The 21,844-nt window shown below is 74.0% G+C and carries 16 protein-coding genes; 8 read left to right on the forward strand and 8 right to left on the reverse strand.

Annotation, left to right across the window (positions count from 1 at the left end):
* Nucleotides 1-95: 95 nt before the first annotated feature.
* The 3 genes from ACJ9NR_RS35470 to ACJ9NR_RS35480 form a co-directional block, all read right to left on the reverse strand.
* The gene (locus ACJ9NR_RS35470) at nucleotides 96-941 is read right to left on the reverse strand and encodes a chitosanase (protein ID WP_412490568.1); all 846 of its coding nucleotides are present in this window, start codon (nucleotides 939-941) and stop codon (nucleotides 96-98) included.
* 174 nt (nucleotides 942-1,115) lie between these two features.
* The gene (locus tag ACJ9NR_RS35475; RefSeq protein WP_412490567.1) at nucleotides 1,116-3,917 is read right to left on the reverse strand and encodes a SpoIIE family protein phosphatase; all 2,802 of its coding nucleotides are present in this window, start codon (nucleotides 3,915-3,917) and stop codon (nucleotides 1,116-1,118) included.
* Nucleotides 3,918-4,162: 245 nt separating this feature from the next.
* Complete coding sequence (locus tag ACJ9NR_RS35480; RefSeq protein WP_412490566.1) at nucleotides 4,163-6,736, reverse strand: SpoIIE family protein phosphatase; 2,574 nt, start codon at nucleotides 6,734-6,736, stop codon at nucleotides 4,163-4,165.
* A 277-nt stretch (nucleotides 6,737-7,013) separates the two neighbouring features.
* Here ACJ9NR_RS35480 and ACJ9NR_RS35485 point away from each other — a divergent pair, with 277 nt between their 5' ends.
* Nucleotides 7,014-7,646 (forward strand): GNAT family N-acetyltransferase, encoded by a 633-nt coding sequence (locus ACJ9NR_RS35485; RefSeq protein ID WP_412490565.1) that lies wholly within the window; start codon nucleotides 7,014-7,016, stop codon nucleotides 7,644-7,646.
* A 24-nt stretch (nucleotides 7,647-7,670) separates the two neighbouring features.
* Here the strand turns inward: ACJ9NR_RS35485 and ACJ9NR_RS35490 are convergent, their stop codons facing one another.
* Complete coding sequence (locus ACJ9NR_RS35490) at nucleotides 7,671-9,401, reverse strand: dolichyl-phosphate-mannose--protein mannosyltransferase (RefSeq protein WP_412490564.1); 1,731 nt, start codon at nucleotides 9,399-9,401, stop codon at nucleotides 7,671-7,673.
* Nucleotides 9,402-9,746: 345 nt separating this feature from the next.
* On the opposite strand from ACJ9NR_RS35490, the gene ACJ9NR_RS35495 reads away from it, so the two are divergent.
* Nucleotides 9,747-11,090, forward strand: coding sequence for a cytochrome P450 (locus tag ACJ9NR_RS35495; RefSeq protein WP_412512751.1), 1,344 nt, complete (start codon nucleotides 9,747-9,749; stop codon nucleotides 11,088-11,090).
* Between the two features lie 481 nt (nucleotides 11,091-11,571).
* Here ACJ9NR_RS35495 and ACJ9NR_RS35500 read toward each other — a convergent pair whose 3' ends face one another.
* From ACJ9NR_RS35500 to ACJ9NR_RS35510, 3 genes are all read right to left on the reverse strand, one after another.
* Complete coding sequence (locus ACJ9NR_RS35500; RefSeq protein WP_412490562.1) at nucleotides 11,572-11,871, reverse strand: hypothetical protein; 300 nt, start codon at nucleotides 11,869-11,871, stop codon at nucleotides 11,572-11,574.
* Between the two features lie 134 nt (nucleotides 11,872-12,005).
* On the reverse strand, nucleotides 12,006-13,583 hold the full coding sequence (locus tag ACJ9NR_RS35505; protein ID WP_412490561.1) for a glycerol-3-phosphate dehydrogenase/oxidase: 1,578 nt from the start codon (nucleotides 13,581-13,583) through the stop codon (nucleotides 12,006-12,008).
* Nucleotides 13,580-14,179 carry a TetR/AcrR family transcriptional regulator gene (locus ACJ9NR_RS35510; protein WP_412490560.1) on the reverse strand — a complete coding sequence of 200 codons (600 nt, stop codon included), beginning with the start codon at nucleotides 14,177-14,179 and terminating at the stop codon, nucleotides 13,580-13,582. Before ACJ9NR_RS35510 ends, ACJ9NR_RS35505 begins: the two co-directional genes overlap by 4 nt.
* Nucleotides 14,180-14,261: 82 nt before the next feature.
* On the opposite strand from ACJ9NR_RS35510, the gene ACJ9NR_RS35515 reads away from it, so the two are divergent.
* Together ACJ9NR_RS35515 and ACJ9NR_RS35520 are read left to right on the forward strand one after the other, a co-directional pair.
* Nucleotides 14,262-15,884 (forward strand): FAD-binding oxidoreductase, encoded by a 1,623-nt coding sequence (locus ACJ9NR_RS35515; RefSeq protein WP_412490559.1) that lies wholly within the window; start codon nucleotides 14,262-14,264, stop codon nucleotides 15,882-15,884.
* Nucleotides 15,885-16,032: 148 nt separating this feature from the next.
* Nucleotides 16,033-16,914, forward strand: coding sequence for a YegS/Rv2252/BmrU family lipid kinase (locus tag ACJ9NR_RS35520; protein ID WP_412490558.1), 882 nt, complete (start codon nucleotides 16,033-16,035; stop codon nucleotides 16,912-16,914).
* A 55-nt stretch (nucleotides 16,915-16,969) separates the two neighbouring features.
* On the opposite strand, the gene mgrA is transcribed toward ACJ9NR_RS35520, so the two are convergent.
* Nucleotides 16,970-18,013 carry an L-glyceraldehyde 3-phosphate reductase gene (gene mgrA, locus ACJ9NR_RS35525; RefSeq protein WP_412490557.1) on the reverse strand — a complete coding sequence of 348 codons (1,044 nt, stop codon included), beginning with the start codon at nucleotides 18,011-18,013 and terminating at the stop codon, nucleotides 16,970-16,972.
* A 128-nt stretch (nucleotides 18,014-18,141) separates the two neighbouring features.
* Here mgrA and ACJ9NR_RS35530 point away from each other — a divergent pair, with 128 nt between their 5' ends.
* The 4 genes from ACJ9NR_RS35530 to ACJ9NR_RS35545 all read left to right on the forward strand — a co-directional run bounded on the left by ACJ9NR_RS35530 (nucleotide 18,142) and on the right by ACJ9NR_RS35545 (nucleotide 21,811).
* Entirely contained in the window at nucleotides 18,142-18,594 is a 453-nt protein-coding gene (locus tag ACJ9NR_RS35530) for a flavodoxin family protein (protein WP_412490556.1), read from the forward strand.
* 168 nt (nucleotides 18,595-18,762) lie between these two features.
* Nucleotides 18,763-19,236 (forward strand): carboxymuconolactone decarboxylase family protein, encoded by a 474-nt coding sequence (locus ACJ9NR_RS35535; RefSeq protein ID WP_412490555.1) that lies wholly within the window; start codon nucleotides 18,763-18,765, stop codon nucleotides 19,234-19,236.
* Nucleotides 19,237-19,490: 254 nt separating this feature from the next.
* On the forward strand, nucleotides 19,491-21,227 hold the full coding sequence (locus tag ACJ9NR_RS35540; protein ID WP_412490554.1) for a hydrogenase maturation protein: 1,737 nt from the start codon (nucleotides 19,491-19,493) through the stop codon (nucleotides 21,225-21,227).
* Nucleotides 21,224-21,811 carry a hydrogenase maturation protease gene (locus ACJ9NR_RS35545; RefSeq protein WP_412490553.1) on the forward strand — a complete coding sequence of 196 codons (588 nt, stop codon included), beginning with the start codon at nucleotides 21,224-21,226 and terminating at the stop codon, nucleotides 21,809-21,811. The genes ACJ9NR_RS35540 and ACJ9NR_RS35545 overlap by 4 nt, the downstream gene beginning before the upstream one ends.
* Nucleotides 21,812-21,844: the final 33 nt, after the last annotated feature.

A 21,844-nucleotide genomic window follows, 5' to 3' on the forward strand; every position in this document is an offset into this window, starting at 1 on the left:
CTATGGGCCCATAAGTCGACTTTATGGGCGCCAGCGGAATTCGGATCCCGGGGCCGCCGCGTGCCCGAGGGCGGCGCGGCGGCCCCGGCCTCCGGTCAGCCGATGTGGTAGCTGTCGCCGTAGACCTTCCAGTCCAGCGGGGTGTTCAGGCAGAGGTTGCCCTTGCGCAGGAAGACGCGCTGCTCGGTGTCGACCCGGGTGGTGTCGCTGTGGGCCTCCTCCTGCTTCATCGCCCACACCCGGGCGTCAAGGAAGGCGTTGAGGTACGTCACCTCGTCGCCGCCCTGGGCCGGCGGCTTCGCCTTGCGCAGGGCGCGCTTGCGTATGTTGCGGAAGCTGGTCGGGTCGTCGCCGTCGCCGTGCATCACGATCGCGTCGTAGTAGGCGAACTGCCCCAGCGTGCCGATCCTGTCCGCCTTGCCCTGCTTGACGGCCGGGTTGAAGTACACGCGGTCGCGCTCGTCGTTCTGCGCCTGCTGGAAGGCGCCGTCCCGGGCCGCCCTGGCCCAGTCCCGGGGGAAGTCGGGATCCAGGCCGTCGTGCGAGTCGGTGCCGTTCACCGCGCGCAGCGCCGGGAGGTACTTGGCCAGTACGTTGCCGGGCCTGCGGTCGGTGTAGAGCTGGACCAGGTCGAGCATGTCGCCGGTGCCGGAGCAGAATCCGATGATCCCGGCGGTGTAGCCGCGGCCGTCGCCGATGTCCTCGATGTACTTGTACTGCGCCTTCCAGTCGAGCGAGGAGTTCTCCGCGCTCGACACCAGCTGCATGGCGATCTCCTTCTTCGCCGGGTCGTCGAGCCCCGGGCAGGCGGCGGACGTGGCGGCGGAAGCCTGCGACGGCCGCAGCAGCGGGACGGCGGCCAGGGATGCGGCGGCCGCGGCGAGGACGGTGCGGCGCGCGATACGGGTCGGGTGTGCGGGGTCGCCGGAATGGTGCGTCACGGGTTCTCCAAGTCGGGGTGGGGGGTGGGGAGTCGGCCGTGCACGGCATTGATAGGAAGGTTTCCTATCAGCTGGCGTCACGGGAGGGCACCCGTCGCGGTGGAAGTTCGTAGAGACGTACGAGGAAGGTACGGACCAAAAGGGGCGAGACGGGGCGGGAAGCGCCGCGGCGTCTCAGGGCAGCGGCTGCTCGGCCCAGATGACCTTGCCGTCGGGGGTGTAGCGGGTGCCCCAGCGCTCGGCGAGCTGCGCCACCAGGAACAGGCCCCGGCCGCCCTCGTCCGTCATCGCCGCGTACCGCAGATGCGGCGAGGTGCTGCTGCTGTCGAAGACCTCGCAGATCAGGGTCCGGTCCAGCAGCACGCGGACGTGGATGGGGTCGCCGCCGTAACGGATCGCGTTGGTGACCAGCTCACTCAGGACGAGTTCGGTGGTGAAGGCCAGCTCCTCCAGCCCCCACCCGGTGAGCCGGTGGCTGACCGACGCCCGGATCTGGCCGACCGCCGCCGGGTCGCTGGGTACCTGCCATTCGGCGACGCGGTCGGCGGACAGGGCCCGGGTGCGCGCGACGATCAGGGCCACGTCGTCGCTCGGCCTGGCCGGCAGCTGCGACTCGAGCACCGACCGGCAGGTCTCCTCCGGCGACCCGCCGGCGCGTTCCAGCGCGCCCCGCAGCAGTTCGAGCCCCTCGTCGATGTCCCGCTCGCGGTCCTCGACGAGCCCGTCCGTGTACAGGACGAGACGGCTTCCCGCCTCCAGGGTGAGGTCGGCCGTCTCGAACGGCAGGCCGCCGAGACCGAGCGGCGGCCCGGCGGGCACGTCGGGGAAGTCCACGCTGCCGTCGGGCCGGATCAGCGCGGGCGGCGGATGGCCGGCCCGGGCGATCGTGCAGGTCCGCGACACGGGGTCGTAGACCGCGTACAGGCAGGTCGCGCCCGTCACCGGGGCGCTGCCGCCCTCCGCGGTCTCGTCCTGGTCGATACGGCCGACCAGCTCGTCGAGCAGCACCAGGAGCTCGTCGGGCGGCAGATCGAGGGTGGAGAAGTTGTGCACCGCCGTGCGCAGCCGGCCCATGGTGGCCGCGGCGTGCAGCCCGTGCCCCACGACGTCGCCGACGACGAGTGCCACGCGGGCGCCCGACAGCGGCAGTACGTCGAACCAGTCGCCGCCGACGCCGGCCTGCGCGGGCAGATAGCGGTAGGCGATGTCGAGGGCGGACTGCTCGGGCAGCGTGCGGGGCAGGAGACTGCGCTGCAGGGTCACGGCCATGCTGTGCTCGCGCGTGTAGCGGCGGGCGTTGTCGATGGAGACCGCGGCGCGGGTGACCAGTTCCTCGGCGAGGGCCAGTTCCTCGGCGTCGAAGGGGTCCGGCTTCTGGGAGCGCCAGAAGCTGACCACGCCCAGGACCAGGGCCCCGGCCCGCAGCGGCACCGTGATCAGCGAGTGGATGCCGTACTCCAGGACCTGTCCGGTGCGCTCCAGGTCCTGCGCGTGCCAGCCGGGCGCCGCGGCGAGGTCCGGCTCCAGCGCGGCCTGCCCGGAGCGCAGGCTGCGGGCCTGCGGCGAGGTGTCGACGAAGCCGATCTGCCGGCCCACCTTGTACAGCGGCGCGTCCTCGCGGATGCCGCGCGAGGCGGTGCGGCGCACGGCCGTCGCCCCCTCGGGCTGGCCGCCGTCCAGTACGGCGTCGAACAGGTCCACCGTCGCGAAGTCCGCGAAGCGGGGCACGGCGAGTTCCGCCAGCTCCTCCGCGGTCCGGGTGACGTCCAGGCTGGTGCCGATGCCCACTCCGGCGTCGTAGAGCATGTTCAGGCGTTCCCGCGCGGTCTCGGCCCGGCCGGACAGGGCGCGCAGCTCGGTGGAGTCGCGGAGCGTGGCGACGCTGCCGGGCGGGCCGCCCTGGACGTCGGTGGGGCGCTGGTTGACGGCCAGCAGCCGGTCCTTGACCAGGTGCACCTCGTCCGTGGCCACGCGGCCGGAGGCCAGCAGGTCCGCGGTCTCGGGATCGAGCCCGAGGTCGAGGGCGGGGCGGCCCTCCGCGTCCGCGGGCAGGTCGAGCAGGCGGTGCGCCTCGTCGTTGGCGAGCAGCAGACGGCCCTCGCCGCTGAAGATGAGCACGCCCTCGCGCACGGCGTGCAGCACCGCGTCGTGGTGTTCGTACATGCGGGTCATCTCGTGCGGTCCGAGGCCGTGCGTCTGGCGCAGCAGCCGTCTGCTGACCAGTGCCGTGCCCGCCGTCGCCAGGGCGAGCCCCACGGCCGCGGCCAGCAGGACGAGCGGGAGCTGGCGGTTGGCCGCGCCGCCCACGTTGTCGGTCGTGATGCCCGCCGACACCAGACCCACCACCTTGCCGTCGGGGTCCTTGACCGGGACGACCGCCTGCACCAGCCGCCCGATCGTGCCGTTGATCTCCTCGACCACGGTCCCGCCGGCCAGGGCGGGGGCGATGGTGCCCACGAACTTCTTGCCGATGCGGTTCGGTTTGGGGTGGGTGTAGCGGATGCCGTCGGTGTTCATGACGACGATGAAGTCGACGCCGGTCGCCTTGCGGGCCGCCTCCGCGCGCGGCTGGAGGATGGCCGTCGGCTCGGGGGCGCCCAGGGCCGCGCGGGTGCCGGGAGCGTTGGCGAACGCCTCGGCCACGGCGACCGAGCGGTTGCGGGCCTCCTGCGTGCTGTCGTGCCGGACCTGCAGATACAGCGCGACCACCGCGGCGACGACCAGCAGCAGCACGATCACCACCTGCAGGACGAACACCTGCCTGGCGATGCTGCGTCCGGTCAGCGCCGACCGCAGGGCCGCGACGCGCCCCGGCTCCGTCTCACCCGAGCGGCCCTTCGTGGTGAACGCCCCCGCCGGCGTCCGCGTCGTTCGCCGCCCGTGCGTCGCGTGGGCACGAACGCCCGCGCGGCGGGCACGGGGACCGCCGGGACGCCGGTGCGACCGCGTGCCGGAACGGTCCGGAAGACGGACCATGTGCCCATGTCTACACTGCCGCGCCGCGTGAGGCGAGATGCGTCACAGAGAGTGACAGGGTCTGCGGGGGTGCTTGAGGGGTCACCGCGACGGCGCGAGGCGGCGGTCGGCGGCTGAGCGACGGTGGTCGTCCGGTGGTCGTCGGTCGGCGGGGGAGTGCCGGGCGTCCGTCGCCGTCGGTGGCCCGGTCGGCGGGGGAGTGCCGGGCGTCCGTCGCCGTCGGTGGCCCGGTCGGCGCGGGAGTGTCAGCGTCCGCCGCCGTCGGTGGCGCGGCGGGTCGTCAGGAGCAGGGCGATGTCGTCGGGGCGGTCCCTGGTGTGCCGGGCCAGGGCGGTGAGGCGGTCGGCGATTCCGGCCAGGGTGCGGCGGCTCGGGCGGCTGGCGGGGGCGCCGACCTTGGACAGGGCCACGCGCAGCGCCGTGATGCCGTCGTCGATGTCCATGCCGGGCCGTTCCACGAGACCGTCCGTGTAGAGCGCGAGGACGGCACCGGGCTCGATGCGCAGCTCGGCGACGGGGTAGTGGGCGTGCCGATCCACCCCGAGCACGACGCCGCCCGGCAGGTCCAGCACCTCGGTGTGGCCGTCCGGGTGGCGCAGCAGCGGCGGCGGATGCCCCGCGCGGGCCACCCGCGCCAGGCCCGAGACCGGGTCCAGCCGGATGTAGCAGCAGCTCGCGAACTGACCGGGGTCGAGGTCGATGAGCAGATGGTTGGTGCCGCTCATCACCTCGTCGGGCGGACGGTCACCGAGCGCGAACGCCCGCACCGCGCTGCGCAGCTGGCCCATGGTGGCCGCCGCCTGCACACCGTGCCCCTGCACGTCGCCGATGACCAGCGCCAGGCCGTCCCCCGCCTCCACGACGTCGTACCAGTCGCCGCCCACCTCCATCCCCTGGGTGCCGGGCAGATAGCGCCCGGTGGTCTCCACCCTCGGGTGGGCCGACAGCCGGCGGGGGAGCAGGGCCTGCTGGAGTCCGCGGGCGAGCGCCGCCTCGCTCTCGTAGCGCTGCGCCTTCTCCATGGCGTGGGCGATCAGCCCGGCGAGCGCGGTGAGCACGGTACGTTCCTCGGTGCTGAAGCTGCGGGAACGGTCGAAGCCCAGGATGCAGGAGCCGACCGGACGCCCCGAGGCGATCAGCGGCAGGAAGGCCCGGGCGCCCTCGTCCGCGTCCAGGGCGATCCCGGGGTAGGCCGCCGCCAGCTGCTCCATCGAGTCGAAGAAGATCGGCCGGCCCGTGGTCAGCGTCTCCACGCCCGGGATCCGGGCGTCCAGGCCCACCCCCTCGAACGGCGCGAGGAACCCCGTGGGGAAGCCGCTCTCCCAGGACAGGTACAGGTGACGGTCCTGCAGCAGGTAGATGGCGAGCCGGCGGCCGCCGAACGCGGGCAGCACCTCCCGTACGACCACGGCCGCCACCTGACGCGCGGTGACCGCCTCGGACAGCGCGATGGCGAGCACGATGGGCCGGTACAGCGGCGCCATCGACGCGGTCACCGGACTCGCCGGGGCCGGGGACCCGCCGGGCACGGGCTCCGGCGCGACGTCCGCGGCGCCGTCCGCCACCCGGTTCGCCGGCCGGAACGTGCACGTCAGCACGGACGGGCCGGGGTAGACGCACACATCGAGCCAGGCGCCCTCGCGCGAGGCCGCGTCGCTCCCGTGCGGCGCCGGGCGGTCCTCCCCGCCCTCCGGACCGGGCTGTGCCAGATGGAAGCGCACCGGGTCCGGGGCGAGCAGCGCGCTGCGCAGATGGTCCTCGACGGCCGGCTGGTTCAGCCAGGGCACGCCCTCCCACAGCGGACGGCTGAGCAACTGCGTCCGTGACCGGCGCAGCAGCTGTCCGGCGCGCGGGTTGGCGTAGAGGATCAGCCCCAGCCTGTCCAGGCAGAGCACGCCCTCGGGCAGCAGGTCGGCCGCGGCGTCCGCGGCCGCGCCGGGACCGGGGTCGACGACGAAGCCGCGGACGGGATGCGCGCCGGACGGCGTGCCGGGCGGGGCGGGGGCGGCGTAGGGGGTCCACAGTTCCACCAGCCGCAGAGCCCCGTCCTCGGACCGCACGTACAGCGGCAGCGGCGGCGGCCGGCCGGCGGCCGTCTCCCTCAGCGCGGTCAGGACCCGTTCCGTCTCGGCCGGGGCCACGGCGTCCGCGAGGGCCCGCACCGACGTGGCGAACTCGTCGGCCGGCACCCCCAGCAGCCCGGGCAGCCGCTCGTCCGCCGTCACCACGTCCGTCACCGGGTCCCACGCGAACCCGCCGGCGCGCCCCGCGGGCGGGCGGGACCCGGGCTGCCGTACGCACACGGGTTCTCCGTCCCAGGCGACCGAGGACGGGTCCGCGTCCTCCAGGCGCCGCAGGGAGGCGCCCAGGTCCTCGGCCAGGCGCACCATGCGATCGCGGTGGTGCAGCAGCTCGGTCGCGTCCGTCGCCGAGGGACACAGCACGGTCAGCACGCCGAAGGTCGTGCTCCCGCCCACGACGGGCACGTACAGCGATCCGAACTGGAACGGCAGCCCCGCCGCGAACTGGGGGTAGCGGCGCATCGTCTCCGTCGCGTTCGGCAGGACGACCTGCACACCGAGCCGGTAGGCGTCGGCCACCGGGAACGGCCGGTCGACGTGCATCCGCCACCACGGGCGGAACAGCGGCCCCGGCAGCCCCGTGAGCACCGCCAGCCGCAGCAGCCCGGGCGTGCCGGAGCGCAGATAGACCCCGCCCGCGTGCGCCCCTGCCGCACCCACCGCCTCGGTCGAGACGTCGATGAGCAGCGAGGTCAGCTGCCCGGGGCTCCGCTGTGCGTCCTCCGCGCTCCGAGTCATCGGCCCTACCCCGTCCGTACGCCGCCCAGAGACGACACAGCAAGAATGCGCCACTGCGGGCCTGCGGCGCACCTGGGCGGACGCGGTTCTCAGGAGAATCAGGGCCCCCGGACGTCGCAGGGGTGCGCCCCGCGCCCTCAGCCGGCCCCTCCGCGGCACCCCGCGCGTCTCCGGCACGGGCCGGGCCGGGCCGGGCGGAGCTTCCCGCCGGGTCCGGCCGGCCCGGCGGGTCCGCAAGCGCTTGTGGGAGCGCTCCCAATCGGGGCAGGATGCTGCGATGACCCTGACTGCCGCCATCCGCCCGTACCGCCCCGGTGACCGCGAAGCCCTCGACGACATCTGCATCCGCACCGCCCACAACGGCCAGGACAGCCGCCCCGTCTACGCCGATCCCACCATCTTCCCGGTGACCTTCGCGGCCCCGTACGTCCACCTCGAACCGGAGCTCGCCTTCGTCCTGGACGACGGGTCGGGCCGGGCCGTCGGCTATGTTCTCGGCACGGCCGACACGCCCCGCTTCGTCGACGCCTTCCGGCGCGAGTGGCTGCCGCTGGTCGCGGCCCGTTACCCCGAGCCCGCCGGTGAACCGCGGACCCCGGACGAGGCGATGATCCCGTTGCTGCACCACCCCGAGCGGATGATCGTCCCCGAGCTCGCCGCGTACCCGGCCCATCTGCACATCGACCTGCTCCCCGGCTGGCAGGGCCGCGGTCACGGCCGCGCGCTGATGCGGGCCTTCCTGCAGGCCCTGCGGGACCGGGGCGTGGCCGACGTGCACCTGTCGATGGCCACGGCCAACACCCCGGCCCGGGCCTTCTACGACCGCCTGGGCTTCCGGCCGATCGACGTGCCGGACCCGGGCCCGGTCACCTTTCTCGGGCGTACGACGGGGCGCCTCGAGGCGTTGTGAGGGCCGCCCGCGCCGGCTCCCGTGTCAGATCCAGGTGTCCAGCCACATCCGGGCGTGCCAGTCGGAGTAGGGGATCGTTCGGCCCGTGTAGAGGGGGAAGAAGTAGATGAAGTTCCAGGCGATGAGCAGGACGAGCGCGCCCGCGCCCACCGTGCCGATCAACCGCCGCCGCTCGCCCGCCCCGGGGGGTCCCAGCAGGGCGCCGACCATCATGGCCACCGCCAGACAGAGGAACGGCACGAACACGACGGCGTAGAAGGAGAAGATCGTGCGGTCCTGGTATTCGAACCACGGGAGGTAGCCCGCGCCCACCCCGCACAGGACGGCGCCCGCGCGCCAGTCCCGGCGCAGCGCCCACCGGAAGAGCAGGTAGAGCAGTGCGGCGCAGGCCGCCCACCACAGCAGCGGCGTGCCCAGGCCGAGGATCTCCTGCGAGCAGCCGGCGGCGGCGTGGCAGCCGTCGTGGCCCTGCTTCGGCGACTGGTAGTAGAACGACACGGGCCGCCCCTGGATCAGCCAGCTCCACGGGTTGGACTGGTAGGGGTGCGGGGTGTGCAGGCCGATGTTGAACTGGTAGACGGCGTGTTCGTAGTGCCACAGGCTGCGCAGCGGGGCCGGGATCCAGGACCAGGTGCCGCCGCGGCCGTCCGCCCAGTGCCGGTCGTAGCCCTTGTCGGACAGGAACCATCCGGTCCAGGTCGCCAGGTACGTCAGGAGGGCGACGGGGACCGTGGAGAGCACCGACCGGCCGAGGTCCTTGCGCAGCACCGCCCGGTAGGGACGGTGCGCTCCGGCCACGCGGCGCGCACCCACGTCCCACAGGACGGTCAGGGCGGCGAAGAAGACGAGGAAGTACAGGCCGTTCCACTTGCTCCCGGCGGCCAGGCCCAGCAGGACGCCGGCCGCCAGGCGCCACGGGCGCGGGCCCGTCGCGGTGTGTTCGGCGGCGTGCGCGTCGGGCCGCGCGAAGCCGTCCTCATCGACGGGCAGGGCGGCCGCCAGCCGGGCCCGTGCCCTGTCCCGGTCGACGAGCAGACAGCCGAACGCCGCCAGCGCGAAGAACATGACGACGATGTCGAGCAGCGCGGTGCGGCTCATCACGAAGTGCAGGCCGTCCACCGCCAGCAGCGCACCGGCGAGACAGCCCAGCAGCGTCGAGCGGAACAGCCGGCGCCCTATTCGGCACAGCAGGAGCACCGACAGCGTGCCCAGCAGCGCCGTCATGACCCGCCAGCCGAACGGGTCCAGGCCGAACAGCCACTCCCCGGCCGCGATCACCCACTTGCCCATCGGCGGATGCGCCACGAAGCTGCCGGTGTCGGAGAGCGGGATCACCTGCGGGTGGGCCAGGATCTGGGGGTCGGCGATCTTGCGGTCCGGCCAGGTGCCCTCGTAGCCGAGCCGGAGGATCGACCAGGCGTCCTTGGCGTAGAACGTCTCGTCGAAGACGAGCGCCCGCGGGCTGCCGAGCCGCCAGAACCGGAGCGCGCCGGCGAACACGGTGACGAGCAGCGGTCCCAGCCAGCCCATGGCCCCCGCGAGGCGCCGGGCGGGCCGCTCCCCGAGACCCAGCCACCGCCACAGCCGTGTGTCCGGCTCGGGGAACGGGGGGACCAGGCGGGCCCGGGCGTCGGTGCGGGGAACTGCCGTGTGTCCGAACCTGCGCAGCCGCTGCGCCCAGGGAGCGGGCGCCGGCCGGGCCGCCGTGCGGGCGTCCTCGTCGGCTCCGGACCGTGTGGGGGTGTCACTCGTCACCGGATCATCGTAGGGAACGCCCCTGTGGGCCGGGCGCGCCGCCGGCGACGCGCCCTCGGCCTCTGGCTCGGACCCGCCGCCTCGAGGCCGCCCCCGGAGCCGGCCAGTGGTCCGGGGGCTCACCGGCGCCCGCACCGCCGCGGCGCGCTGGGCCGGGCGTGGCCGCCGCGGCGGTGCGGGGACCGGTGACGGGCCTGCTTGCGCTGCGGGCGCCCGCACTCGAACTCACATAGCATTTCCGCAGGTTGGGCGTGGCGGAGGACACGCATGGGGGTGGATTGTCCGCGGTGTGCGGCTGGGAAGTAATAGGGGCGCAAAGTTCCTTTTGAAGGGAGCATGACGCCCGTGACGCTAGTAGCGCCTCCCCCCATACCCCGGGCCGCGGGATCGCTCCCGCTGCTGGGCCACGCGATACAGCTCTGGCACGACAACCTCGCCTTCATCGCCTCGCTGCGCGGGCGCTACGGCCCCCTCGTGGAGATCACCCTGCAGCCGGGCACCCGCACGCTCGTCGTTCAGGACCCCGCGCTCATCCGCACCATGCTCACCGAGCTCGCCCCCACGCTCGACAAGGGCCGCTTCTTCGACAAAATGGGTCAGTTGCTCGGCGAATCGGTGGTCACCGTCGCCGGGCAGAACCACGTCCGCAAACGCAGGCAGCTCCAACCGGCCTTCGGCCGCCGCGAGATCGCCGGCTACGTCGACGTGATGCGGGGGCAGGTGACCGAGGCCGTCGACAGCTGGCGGCCCGGGCAGCTCCTCGACGTCCGCGAGACGATGATCAAACTGTCGCTGGGCATGCTCACCCAGACCATCTTCTCCGGCAGTCTCGACGCCGACACCTTCCGCCGGCTCCGGCAGGACATCGTCGTCGTCATGGACAGCGTGGGCGTACGCATCATGCTGCCCGACTGGGTGGAGCGCCTGCCCCTGCCGTTCAACCGCCGCTTCACGCGGGCCCGCGACGCCGTGCACGCCACCATCAGCAAGGCGGTCGCCGACCTGCGGTCCACCGGGCACGACACCGGCGACATGCTCTCCATGATGCTGCGCGCGGAGGACGAGGCCACCGGGCTGCCGCTGACCGACCAGCAGATCTGCTCCGAGATCCTCACCCTCGCCCTGGCCGGCACCGAGAACACCGCCACCGTGCTGGCCTGGACGCTGTACGAGCTGGCCCGGCACCCGGACATCGAGACCCGGGTGCTGGCCGAACTCCACGAGGTGCTCGGCGACCGGCCCGTCACCTTCGACGACATCACCCGGCTTCCATACCTGAACCGGGTCATCACCGAGATCCTGAGGCTGCACCACACCGGGTGGATCGTCACCCGGCGCACCCTCGCCGAGACCCGGCTCGGGCAGTGGACCCTGCCCGCCGGCACCGACCTGGCCTACTGCCAGCACGCCCTGCACCGCGATCCCGACTACTACCCGCGGCCCCTGACCTTCGATCCGGACCGCTGGCTGGACGAGAAGCAGAAACCCCCGCCCGGCGGATTCATCCCGTGGGGAGCGGGCAAGCACAAGTGCATCGGTGACCGGTTCGCGATGACCGAGCTGGTCACCGGCCTGTCCACGATCCTGCGCCGGGTACGGCTGCGCCTGGCTCCGGGCCAGATCGTACGGCCGGTCGGCCGGGCCACCGTGCGGCCCGGGAAGATGATGATGACCGTACGGGAGCGTTGAGGAACCCGGCTCCGACCGGCCCGGCGGGGCGCCCCCGGACCCGCGGGACGGATACGCCCTGCCGGGACACGTCAGGCGGTGGGCAGGCCCTGGTCCGCGCCGCTCGGCCGGTGGGCAGGCCCTGGTTCGTGCCGCTCGGCCGGTGGGCAGGCCCTGGTCCGTGCCGCTCGGCCGGTGGGCAGGCCCTGGTTCGTGCCGCTCGGCCGGTGAGCCGGCCCTGGTTCGCGCCGCGCGCGGGCGCGGCGTGTGACGGTGCGTCTGAAGGTGACGCGCTCGCCCAGAGGCAGCTGCACGAGCCGGTGACCGACCACGGCCGGGACGCTGCTGCCGATCGCGGGTCTGTTCCTGCCGACCCGCACCCGGCGGCGCCACGTGCGCTGCCACCCGGGGGCGCCCGGACCCGCCTCGGTCCGGGCGCCCTCCGCCGTCGGACCCGCGCCCCCGGCGGCCCCGTGCTCGCGGCCCGGACCGCCCGGGGGCATCACCGCTCGGACCTGCTGACGGTCTGCTGGAGATCCCTGCTGACGGTCTGCTGGACCTCCGCCTCGATCTCGTTGCGTGGTTTGCCCGACTCCTTCGCGTACTCGGTGACCGAGGACTGAGCCTCGCGGGCCAGATCCCGCCAGGCGCGCCACGCGGTCTCGTACGTGTGCGCCTGCGGTCGGGTCCAGCCGCCCTGCTGGGTCGGCGGGCCGTACGAGTGGCGCAGCTCCTCCACCCGGCTGTGCGCCTGGTCGGCCGCGCGCTGCTTCTCCACCAGCTCGTCGAATATATGGGTCACGCAAATGGAGCATAGGCGTCGATGTCATGATTTGCGCGTTGAAGCCGGTGGCGGGCGGCCGCGAGCCGGTGCCGCCGCCCTCCGTGTTTCAGCCGCGCGGCGGCGTGATCCAGCCCCGCGGCGGCCCCCGCGGCTCAGCTCCGCCGGGCGAGGCCCTCCGCGACCAGCTCCCGCGCGCCCTGGAGGGCCGCCGCCCGGTCCGCCGGCACCACCCCGATCCGGGTACGGCGATCCAGCACGTCCGACTCGTCGAGGGCGCCCTCATGGCGTACCGCCCACAGCAGTTCGGCCCCGGTGACGGGGTGTCCGGGCAGTACCCGCTCCCTGAGCCGGGGATCACGTTCGCCGAGGGCGAGGACCGCCGGAGCCTCGGTGCCGTAGCGCCGCACCAGGTGAAGCGGTGCCCGCAGCGCGCCGAGGACCCGGGGGGAGGCCGCGCCGACCAGGGGGAGGCGGGCCGTCGGGGACGGGCCGGCGCTCAGACCGCGGCCGGCGACGGCGGCGTCGACCGCGTCCTCGGCCATCCGCCGGTAGGTGGTGAGCTTGCCGCCGACCACCGTGATCACGCCCTCGCAGGAGGTGAGCACGGCGTGCCGCCGGGAGATGTCGGCGGTCCTGGCCGCGGTGCCCGGGCGGCCCTCGGGCGCGGTGTCCAGCAGCGGTCGCAGTCCCGCGAAGGCGCCCACGACGTCCTCGCGCCGGACCGGGCGGTGAAGCACCGATCCGAGGACGTCCAGCAGGAAGCCGATGTCCGGCTCGGGCGCCTCGGGGACATCGGGGACGGGGCCCTCGACGGGTTCGTCGGTGAGGCCGACGTAGACGCGGCCGTCGCCCTGCGGCAGGACCAGGACGAAGCGGTTGCTCTCGCCGGGGACCGGGATGTGCAGACCGGCCGGCAACCGGCCGAGGTCCTCCTCGCGCAGGACCAGGTGCGTGCCGCGGGAGGGGCGGATGCGGATGCCGTCCACCAGGCCGCCCGCCCAGACGCCGGAGGCGTTGATCACGGCGCGGGCCCTGATCTCGCCCTCCTCGCCGGTGAGTTCGTCACGGACGCGGGCACCGGAGCGGGTGAGCTCGAGCGCCCGTACCCGGGTCAGGACGCGCGCGCCGTGCGCGGCCGCCGTACGGGCGACGGCCGTCACCAGGCGGGCGTCGTCGACCAGCCGGCCGTCCCAGGACAGCAGACCGCCGCGCAGGCCGTCGGCGCGCAGGGCCGGGGCGAGCCGGCGGGTCTCCGCCGCGGACAGCCGGCGCGGCGGGGGCAGCGTGGCCCGGGCGGTGCGGGCCGCCACGCGCAGGGCGTCGCCGGCCCGGAACCCGGCCCGGGCGAGTGCCGCCCGGCCCCGGGAGACCAGCGGGGTCAGGGGCAGGACGAACGGCTGTGCGCGGACCAGGTGGGGTGCGGTGCGCTCCATCAGCACACCGCGCTCGACCGCGCTCTCGTGCGCGACGTCGAACTGGGCCGACGCGAGGTACCGCAGCCCGCCGTGGATCAGCTTGCTGCTCCAGCGGGAGGTGCCGAAGGCCAGGTCGTGGGCGTCGACGGCGACGACGCTCAGGCCGCGGGCGGCCGCGTCCAGGGCGGCGCCGGCGCCGGTGGCGCCGAGCCCGACCACGAGGACGTCCACCGCGGGGCCGCCGACGGTGCCGGTCAGTTCGCGCGCGCGCCGGGCGGCGGACAGGGACGAGTCGGGGGCGGGGCGCAGGCTCATGGCGTCAGGGTCCTCTCGAGGATGGAGCGCAGCTCCGTGAGGAAGGCCGCGGAGGACAGTTCCGGGTCGTCCTCGTCGGTCATGGTCCGCAGGGACAGGGTGAAGGACTGGACCACCAGGAGCAGCGAGCGGGCCTGGCGCTCGGGCTGTCCGGCCCGGACGGATCCGTCGGCGTGTCCTTCCGCGAGACCGTCGGCCAGCAGCTCCAGAAGGGCGTTCTGGCTGGCGCCGCGCCGGTCCAGCACGTAGGGGAGCAGCAGTTCGGGGTCGACGTCGACGATCTTGCGGAAGAGGGGATGGGCACGGAAGGCCTCCACGCCGGCCACGAGGCCGTCCACGAGCAGCCCGCGTGCGTGCGCTCCCGGCCTGCGCTCGGGGATCGCCCGGGTGGCCACGCCGACCCACTCGCGGGTCATCAGGTCGCCGACCAGCGTGCGCACATCGGGCCAGCGCCGGTACAGCGTCATCCGGGAGACGCCCGCGCGCCGGGCCACGTCGGTGAGCGTCGTACGGCGGACCCCGACGGCCAGGACGCAGTCCTTCACCGCGTCGAGCACCGCGTCGCTGTCCGAGCCGTTGTGACGAATAGGCGTCATGTGTCACAGTGTAACGCCCCGCGCTCCCCGAGTGCGGGGCGGAGTACCGAAGCGCTCGTACCGACCGGTGAGGACGACAGTCATGGACATGCTGTGGAGCGGCTGGGGCGACCCGGCCGAGGCGGCGCCGCTGCCCGACACGGTGATCGGGCTGTTGCACGATCTGCTCGGCGTGCGGCCGCGCGGCGCCGAACCGCTCGACCTCGCGGACATCGCCGTGCCGCAAGGGCAGTTGGAGCCGGCCGCGCTCCAGTCGCTCGCGGCCGCCGTCGGCGGCGAGGAGTTCGTGCGCACCGACGCGGAGACCCGGATCCGGCACACCCGCGGCAAGTCCACGCCCGACCTGCTGCGCATCCGGAAGGGCGACACCGACGACACCCCGGCCGCCGTGCTGCTCCCGGCCGGTCACGACGAGGTCCTCGCCGTGCTGCGCGTCTGCGCCGAACACCGCCTCGCCCTGGTCCCGTTCGGCGGCGGCACCTCCGTCGTCGGCGGGCTCGCCCCCGGGCGGAGCCCGTTCGTCGCCCTGGACCTGCGGCGCATGGACGGCCTGCTCGCCCTCGACCCGGTCTCGCGCATTGCCACCCTGCAGCCGGGCATGCGCGCCCCGCGGGCGGAGGCGCTGCTCGCCGAACACGGCTTCACCCTGGGCCACTTCCCGCAGTCGTACGAGTGGGCCACCATCGGCGGATTCGCCGCCACCCGCTCCAGCGGTCAGGCGTCCGCCGGTTACGGCCGCTTCGACGAGATGGTCCTCGGTCTCACCCTGGCCACCCCCGCGGGCACCATCGACACGGGCCGCGCACCGCGCTCGGCGGCCGGGCCCGACCTCCGGCAGCTCCTCCTCGGCTCGGAAGGCGCCTTCGGCGTCATCACGTCGGTCACGGTCCGCATCCGCCCGGCCCCCAGGAGCCGGATCTACGAGGGCTGGAAGTTCGCCTCCTTCGAGGAGGGGACCGCGGCTCTGCGCCGCCTCGCGCAGGACGGACCGCGCCCGACGGTGCTGCGCCTGTCCGACGAGACCGAGACCCTGATCGGCCTCGCCCAGCCCGACGCCATCGGTTCCCCCGACGCCCCGGCCGCCGCCGGCTGCACGGCCGTCGCGGGGTACGAGGGCACGGAGGAGGACACCGCCCTCCGCCGGGAGCACGCGTCGGCCGTGCTGCGCGCGTGCGGCGGCGTCCCCCTGGGCGCCGAGCCCGGTGAACGCTGGTCCCACGGCCGCTACTCGGCCCCCTACCTGCGCGACGCGCTGCTCGACGCGGGCGCCTTCGCCGAGACGCTGGAGACGGCGGCTTTCTGGTCCGGTGTCCCCGGGCTGTACGCGGCCGTCCGCGACGCGCTCACCACCACCCTCACCGAGGCAGGCACACCGCCCCTGGTCATGTGCCACATATCGCACGTCTACGAGAACGGCGCCTCGCTCTACTTCACCGTGGTCAGCGCGCAGGGCGAGGACCCCGTCGCGCACTGGAGCCGGGCCAAGCACGCCGCCAACGAGGCGATCCTCGCCGCCGGCGGCACCATCACCCACCACCACGCCGTGGGCACCGACCACCGCGACTGGTACGTGCGCGAGGTCGGCCCCCAGGCCGTCGAGGCGCTGCGCGCGGTGAAGCACACCCTGGACCCGCACGGAGTGCTCAACCCCGGCGTCCTGCTGCCCCCGCCCGGCGACCGACGGACACCCCGCCCCACCGACTGACCGACCGGCGCCGCACCGCCAGTCCGCTCCGACCGACCGGCACCGCGCTCCCCGTCCCGCAGAACCGGCACCGCGCTCCCCGTCCCGCAGAACCGGCACCGCGCCCCCCGTCCCGCAGAACCGGCACGTCCGCCCCGGAGGCACCCCGATGCGACAGTTCACCGCCGTCGTCAACCCCACCGCGGGCGGCGCGAGTTCGGCCGCCGCGCTGCTCGCCGTGGCCCGGCTGCTGCGCGAGGCGGGTGCCGAACTGCAGACCGAGTACAGCCGCAGCCTCGCCCACGCCCGGGAACTCGCCCGGCATGCCGGAGAACGGGGGCGCGTGGTGCTCGCCGTGGGCGGGGACGGCATCGCGGGCGGCATCGGCGGCGCACTCAGCGGCACCGGCGCCGTACTCGGCCTGGTCCCCGCCGGTCGCGGCAACGACTTCGCCCGCGCCCTCGAACTCCCCACGGAACCGGACGCGTTGGCCGAGGTGCTGCTGCACCACGAACCCCGCCAGGTCGACACCATCGAGGTCGAGTCGGCCACCCACGACCGCACCGTCGTCCTCGGCAGCGTCTACGCGGGCGTCGACGCCCTCGCCAACCGGCACGCCAACCACGCCGCGCTGCTGCGCGGCGCCGCCTCCTACTACGCCGGCGGGCTGCGGGCCGTCACCACATGGCGGCCGGCCCGCTACCGGGTCACGATCGACGGCGAGGAACACCCGCACACCGGCTACACGGTGGTCGCCGCCAACTCCGGCTACTACGGCTCCGGCCGGCTCATCGCCCCGGACGCCCGTGTGGACGACGGCCTGCTGGACGTGGTGATGATCAGCGAGGCGCCCCGGCGGCTGTTCTTCTCCATCATGAACGAGCTCAAGACCGGCGCCCACGTCGCCCGGCCGCAGGTGCGCGTCCTGCGCGGCACGGAGATCCACATCTCCGCCGACCGTGAGGTGCCCTACGGTGCCGACGGAGAGGTCGATGCCGTCCTGCCCGTCACGGTCAGGGTCCTGCCGGGAGCGCTGCGCGTGCTGTGCTGAGCGCGGGGCGCGGCCGGAAACCGGAAAGGCTCCGCCCCCGCCGTCCGGCCCGGCCTCAGCCGAGGTTGCCCAGCCGGGCGTCCCGCCACAGGTCGACGCCGCCGTCGGTGGCGTACTTGTCGATCTCGGCCAGCTCCTCGGCGCTGAAGTCGGGGTTGTCCAGCGCGGCGACGTTCTGCTCGAGCTGCTCCGGGCGCGAGGCGCCGATGACCAGCGACGTGACCCGCTCGTCCCGCAGCGCCCAGGCCAGGGCCATCTGGGCGAGGCTCTGCCCCCGCCGGGCGGCGATCTCGTTCAGCGCACGCAGTCCGGCCAGCATGTCCTCCGTCAGCCAGGACGTGTCGAACGACTTGCCCGCCGCGGCCCGCGAGCCCTCGGGCACGCCGTCCAGATAGCGTCCGGTGAGCAGCCCCTGGGCGAGCGCCGTGAAGCCGATGACCCCGAAGCCCTCCTCCTGGGCGACGTCCAGCAGGCCCTCCGTCTCGATCCAGCGGTTGAGCATGTTGTACGACGGCTGGTGGATGAGGAGCGGGGTCCCCAGGTCGCGCAGGATCGACGCCGCCTCACGGGTGCGCTCGGCGTCGTAGGAGGAGATGCCGACGTAGAGGGCCTTGCCCTGGCGCACCGCCGTGTCGAGCGCGCCCATCGTCTCCTCCAGCGGCGTCGTCGCGTCGAGGCGGTGGGAGTAGAAGATGTCGACGTACTCCAGGCCCATGCGACGCAGCGACTGGTCGAGCGAGGCGAGCACGTACTTGCGGGAGCCGCCGCCCTGGCCGTACGGGCCGGGCCACATGTCCCAGCCGGCCTTCGTGGAGACCACCAGTTCGTCGCGGTAGGGCCCGAGGTCCTGCTTCATCAGCCGGCCGAAGTTGATCTCGGCGGAGCCGTACGGCGGACCGTAGTTGTTCGCCAGGTCGTGATGGGTGATCCCGAGGTCGAAGGCGCGCAGGGCGATCTCGCGCTGCGTCTCGAACGGCTTGTCGTCCCCGAAGTTGTGCCAGTAGCCGAGGGAGAGGAGGGGGAGGTCGAGACCGGAGCGGCCGGTCCGCCGGTAGCGCATGGTGCCGCTGTAGCGCTCGGGATGTGCGAGGTGGGTCATGCGCTTCACTGTGCGCGCGCGTGATTCTGAAGTCCAACAAGTCCTTTTCATGAAATTCAGCGGTGTCACTTCTGAATCCGACGCGCGTCGTCTCCGGCGTCCGAACCGGCTGAACTAGGGTGCCGGATGTGCCCACCCTGCTGATCGTGCACCACACGCCGTCGCCGAACTGCCAGGCCATGCTGGAGGCCGTGGTCGCCGGCGCGACCGCGCCCGAGATCGAGGGCGTCGAGGTCGTGCGCCGGCCGGCCCTCGCGGCCACGGCGTCCGACGCGCTGGCCGCCGACGCCTTCCTGCTCGGCACCCCGGCCAACATCGGCTACATGTCCGGCGCGTTGAAGCATTTCTTCGACCAGGTCTACTACCCGTGCCTGGACGCGACGCGGGGCCGGCCCTTCGGCTGCTACGTGCACGGGGGAAGCGACGTCACGGGCGCGCTGCGGGGCATCGAGACGATCACCACCGGCCTCGGATGGCGGACCGCCGTCAAGCCCGTCACGGTGACGGGGGAGCCGTCCGGGACCGACCTCGAGGCCTGCTGGGAACTGGGCGCGACGCTGGCCGCCGGGCTGCTCGACTGACCCCGGATCCGCCCTGGGGCGGCGCGCCGGTGCGCCGCCGCAGGACCGTGGCCCGGAGGCACCTGGTGAGGTCAGGGAGACGCAGGTCACACCGGCGTGTGTCACATCGCGCCGAGTCGTGCCGTCAACGAGGTGTACCCATCGGACCACGGCACACAGGAGCACATCATGGAAGCTCGCATGAGCCTCTTCGACAACGCGATCGCGGCGAAGCTGCTCAAGCACATCAACGCGGCGGGCAAGGTCGTGTCGGACTCGACGCTGCCGGCCGCGACGGGTGAGCTGGTGAAGCTGCGCGCCAGTCAGATCAACGGCTGCGGTTTCTGCACCGACATGCACACCAAGGACGCGCTCGCCGCGGGCGAGGACCCGCAGCGGCTGCATCTGGTCGCGGCCTGGCGGGAGGCCAAGGTGTTCACCGACGCCGAGCGGGCCGCGCTGGAGCTGGCGGAGCAGGGGACGCGCATCGCGGACGCGGCGGGCGGTGTGCCGGACGAGGTCTGGGCGAACGCCGCCAAGCACTTCGACGACGAGCAGCTCGCCGCGCTCGTGGCCACCATCGCCCTGATCAACCTCTACAACCGTTTCAACGTCATCGTCCAGCAGCCGGCCGGCGACTACCAGCCCGGTATGTTCGGCTGACACCCGCACCCGGCCGGCTCCGTCGGCCGGCGCGACGGCCGGCGGCGGCAGGCCGGCCGGGTGGAGGGCGGTCGCGGTGCCGTCGCCGGTCAAGTGGCCGGCCGTGCGCCGCGGTTGCCGCACCCACCGGGCCTGCGTCCGCCGGAGGCCGGGTTCGGGGGGCGATCCGGATGGAGCAAGGGAGCTGACGGAGGCGCCCGAAACGCCGCGATGATCCTTTTCGTCGCCTCCGGAAACGGCGAGTATGCCGGGTCATGGACATCTTGCTCGTCGTGAGTTCCTTCAACAGCCTGTCACAGCGCGTGTACGCGGAACTGTCCGACGCGGAACACCGGGTGGACGTCGTTCTCGCCTCGCACGGCGCCGACGCCGTCCGCGCCGCCGTCAACGAGGTGCGACCGGAGCTGATCGTCGCGCCGATGCTGAAGACGGCGCTGCCCGAGGACGTGTGGCGGGAACACACCTGCCTCATCGTGCACCCCGGGCCGCCCGGCGACCGCGGCCCCGCCTCGCTGGACTGGGCGATCCACGAGGAGGCGCCGCGCTGGGGGGTGACGGTCCTTCAGGCCGAGGCCGCGATGGACGCGGGGGACATCTGGGCGGCGGAGTCCTTCACCGTCCCGCCCGTCGGCAAGAGCGACCTGTACCGCAACGAGGTGTCCGACGCCGCGTCCGCCGCCGTCCTGCAGGCCGTGCAGCGGTACGCCGAGGGATCCTACAAACCGCGCTCGCAGAGCGATCCCGGGATCGAGGTGGTCCGGCGCGGCTTCCTGCGCCAGGAGCGGCGCCGGATCGACTGGGCGGAGGACAGCACCCGGACAGTGCTGCGCAAGCTCCGCGGCGCCGACTCGCAGCCCGGTGTCCTGGACGAACTCCTCGGCCACGAGCTGTTCCTGCACGGCGGGCACCCCGAGGACAAGCTGCGCGGGCGCCCCGGCGAACTGCTCGCGACACGCGCCGGGGCGATCTGCCGGGCCACCGTGGACGGCGCGGTGTGGATCCCCGAGCTGCGCCCCCGCAAGGCGTCCGGCGACCCGGCGCCCTTCCGCCGCCCGGCGGCCTCCGTACTCGCCGGCCTCCCGGTCCCCTCCGGCGCCGCCGACCCCGCGCTCCGCCTGCCGGAGATGCCCGTCCCGCTCGAACTGCCCGCCGAGCGGCGCACCTTCACCGACATCCGCTACCGGCAGCACGGCGACGTCGGCTTCCTGTCGTTCTCCTTCCCCGGCGGGGCGATGAGCACCGACCACTGCCGCCGGCTGCTCGCCACCTACCGCTACGCCCTGACCCGCCCCACCACGGTGCTGGTCCTCGACGGCGGGCGGGACTTCTTCTCCAACGGCATCCACCTCAACGTCATCGAGGCGGCCGCCGACCCGGCCGGCGAGTCCTGGGCGAACCTCAACGCCATGGACGACCTGGTCGAGGCGGTCCTGCGCACCACCGACCGGCTGGTGGTCGCGGCGGTCGGCGGCAACGCGGCCGCCGGCGGCCTGATGCTCGCCCTCGCCGCCGACGAGGTGTGGTGCCGTACCGGCGCCGTCCTCAATCCGCACTACCGGCGCATGGGCCTGTACGGCTCCGAGTTCTGGACGTACACCCTGCCGCGCCGCGTCGGAGCCCGGACGGCCCAGCAGCTGACGGACGAGGCCCTGCCGGTGAGCGCCGCGCACGCCGCCCGCATCGGCCTCGTGGACCGCCTCGTCCCCGTCGCCGCTCAGGAGTTCGGCGCAGAGGTCGCCCGCCTCGCCGCCGGTCTCGGCGGCAGCGCGGACCTCGCGCGCCGCGTCGCCGCGAAGGCCGCGGCGCGGCGGACGGACGAGAACGAGCGGCCGCTGGCGGAGTACCGGCGCGACGAGCTCGCCCGTATGCGGGCCGTCTTCTTCGATCCCCGGGCCGAGTACCACACCCTCCGGTCCGCCTTCGTCCGCAAGCTCCCCGGGCCCACCGCCCGGCCGCTGCCGCTGCCGGTGCCCGTTGAGGACGTACGGTGAGCGCGCGCGTGCTGGTGGCGGGCGTGGGCAACATCTTCCTCGCGGACGACTCCTTCGGCCCGGAGGTGATCCGCGCCCTGGAGCGCCGTCCCCTGCCGCCCGGGGCACGGGTGCGGGACTTCGGCATCCGCGGCCTGGACCTCGCCTACGCACTGCTCGACGGCTACGACCTCGCCGTCCTGGTCGACGCGGCCGAACGGGGCCACCCGCCCGGCACGCTCTCCCTCATCGAGGCGGAGGTCCCCGACGGCACCCGCGCCGCCGCCCCGCCCGAGGCGCACGGCATGGACCCGGCCACGGTGCTGGCCCTGGCCGCGCACCTGGGTGACGGGCCGCTGCCGCGCGTCCTCGTACTCGCCTGCGAGCCCCGGGACCGGCCGGACCCGGACCGGGACATCGCCCCCGGGCTGAGCACACCGGTGCGCGAGGCGGTCGGCCGGGCCGCCGACGCCCTGCACCGGCTGCTTCCCGTGCTGCTCGCCGACCCCGGGGCCACCGCGTCGTTGAGCCGCCCGGAGGAATCTGCCCACCCGTCCCCGGCCGGGCTCACCTCCCCGGCGGCGGGCGGCGCGCAGGATCGGTGACGGACCGGAGCACCCCGGTCCCCGCGACACCGG

The organism is Streptomyces sediminimaris (assembly GCF_047049295.1).
GTDB lineage: Bacteria > Actinomycetota > Actinomycetes > Streptomycetales > Streptomycetaceae > Streptomyces > Streptomyces sediminimaris.